Annotated in this window: 1 rRNA gene; it reads left to right on the forward strand. The window is 57.1% G+C overall.

Features of this window, described 5'->3' with window-relative positions:
• A 23S ribosomal RNA gene (locus IH68_RS0148800) occupies positions 1-2,665 on the forward strand; the annotation flags it as partial.
• Positions 2,666-2,687: the final 22 nt, after the last annotated feature.

Consider the following 2,687-nt stretch of genomic DNA (forward strand, 5'->3'; position numbering starts at 1 on the left):
CCCAAGTAGCACGGGGCCCGAGAAATCCCGTGTGAATCTGGCGGGACCACCCGCTAAGCCTAAATATTCCCTGGTGACCGATAGCGGATAGTACCGTGAGGGAATGGTGAAAAGTACCGCGGGAGCGGAGTGAAATAGTACCTGAAACCGTGTGCCTACAAGCCGTGGGAGCGTCGGAATGTGCTTGCACATTCTCGTGACTGCGTGCCTTTTGAAGAATGAGCCTGCGAGTTTGCGGTGTGTTGCGAGGTTAACCCGGGTGGGGTAGCCGTAGCGAAAGCGAGTCCGAATAGGGCGTTTCAGTAGCACGCTCAAGACCCGAAGCGGAGTGATCTAGCCATGGGCAGGTTGAAGCGGAGGTAAGACTTCGTGGAGGACCGAACCCACCAGGGTTGAAAACCTGGGGGATGACCTGTGGTTAGGGGTGAAAGGCCAATCAAACTCCGTGATAGCTGGTTCTCCCCGAAATGCATTTAGGTGCAGCGTCGTGTGTTTCTTGCCGGAGGTAGAGCACTGGATAGGCGATGGGCCCTACCGGGTTACTGACCTTAGCCAAACTCCGAATGCCGGTAAGTGAGAGCGCGGCAGTGAGACTGTGGGGGATAAGCTCCATGGTCGAGAGGGAAACAGCCCAGAGCATCGACTAAGGCCCCTAAGCGTACGCTAAGTGGGAAAGGATGTGGAGTCGCACAGACAACCAGGAGGTTGGCTTAGAAGCAGCCACCCTTGAAAGAGTGCGTAATAGCTCACTGGTCTAGTGATTCCGCGCCGACAATGTAGCGGGGCTCAAGCGTACCGCCGAAGTCGTGTCATTCACACAACAGGGCCAACGCCTGTGTGGATGGGTAGGGGAGCGTCGTGTGCCGGGTGAAGCAGCGCCGGAAGGCAGTTGTGGACGGTTCACGAGTGAGAATGCAGGCATGAGTAGCGATTCACACGTGAGAAACGTGTGCGCCGATTGACTAAGGGTTCCTGGGTCAAGCTGATCTGCCCAGGGTAAGTCGGGACCTAAGGCGAGGCCGACAGGCGTAGTCGATGGATAACCGGTTGATATTCCGGTACCCGCTGTGAAGCGTCAAACATCGAACCAGGCGATGCTAAGTCCGTGAAGCCGCCCCGGAGCCTTCGGGCAAGGGGGAGTGGTGGAGCCGACGGACCAGACCTGTAGTAGGTGAGTGATGGGGTGACGCAGGAAGGTAGTCCAGCCCGGGCGGTGGTTGTCCCGGGGTAAGGGTGTAGCCCGAGTGGTAGGCAAATCCGCCACTCATATGGGGTGAGACCTGATGCCGAGCCGATTGTGGTGAAGTGGATGATCCTATGCTGTCGAGAAAAGCCTCTAGCGAGTTTCATGGCGGCCCGTACCCTAAACCGACTCAGGTGGTCAGGTAGAGAATACCGAGGCGTTCGGGTGAACTATGGTTAAGGAACTCGGCAAAATGCCCCCGTAACTTCGGGAGAAGGGGGGCCACACCTGGTGATGGGCTTTACGTCCTGAGCTGGGGGTGGCCGCAGAGACCAGCGAGAAGCGACTGTTTACTAAAAACACAGGTCCGTGCGAAGCCGTAAGGCGATGTATACGGACTGACGCCTGCCCGGTGCTGGAACGTTAAGGGGACCGGTTAGCTCCATTTCGGTGGGGCGAAGCTGAGAACTTAAGCGCCAGTAAACGGCGGTGGTAACTATAACCATCCTAAGGTAGCGAAATTCCTTGTCGGGTAAGTTCCGACCTGCACGAATGGCGTAACGACTTCTCGACTGTCTCAACCATAGGCCCGGTGAAATTGCACTACGAGTAAAGATGCTCGTTTCGCGCAGCAGGACGGAAAGACCCCGGGACCTTTACTACAGTTTGATATTGGTGTTCGGTTCGGCTTGTGTAGGATAGCTGGGAGACTGTGAAGCTCATACGCCAGTATGGGTGGAGTCGTCGTTGAAATACCAGTCTGGTCGTGCTGGATGTCTAACCTGGGTCCGTGATCCGGATCAGGGACAGTGTCTGATGGGTAGTTTAACTGGGGCGGTTGCCTCCTAAAGAGTAACGGAGGCGCCCAAAGGTTCCCTCAGCCTGGTTGGCAATCAGGTGTTGAGTGTAAGTGCACAAGGGAGCTTGACTGTGAGACCGACGGGTCGAGCAGGGACGAAAGTCGGGACTAGTGATCCGGCGGTGGCTTGTGGAAGCGCCGTCGCTCAACGGATAAAAGGTACCCCGGGGATAACAGGCTGATCTTCCCCAAGAGTCCATATCGACGGGATGGTTTGGCACCTCGATGTCGGCTCGTCGCATCCTGGGGCTGGAGTCGGTCCCAAGGGTTGGGCTGTTCGCCCATTAAAGCGGTACGCGAGCTGGGTTTAGAACGTCGTGAGACAGTTCGGTCCCTATCCGCTGCGCGCGCAGGAGTCTTGAGAAGGGCTGTCCCTAGTACGAGAGGACCGGGACGGACGAACCTCTGGTGTGCCAGTTGTCCTGCCAAGGGCATGGCTGGTTGGCTACGTTCGGGAGGGATAACCGCTGAAAGCATCTAAGCGGGAAGCCTGCTTCGAGATGAGGACTCCCACCCACTTGATGGGGTAAGGCTCCCAGTAGACGACTGGGTTGATAGGCCGGATCTGGAAGCACCGCAAGGTGTGGAGGTGACCGGTACTAATAGGCCGAGGGCTTGTCCTCAGTTGCTCGCGTCCACTGTGTT

Source organism: Streptomyces sp. NRRL S-646 (assembly GCF_000720765.1).
GTDB lineage: Bacteria > Actinomycetota > Actinomycetes > Streptomycetales > Streptomycetaceae > Streptomyces.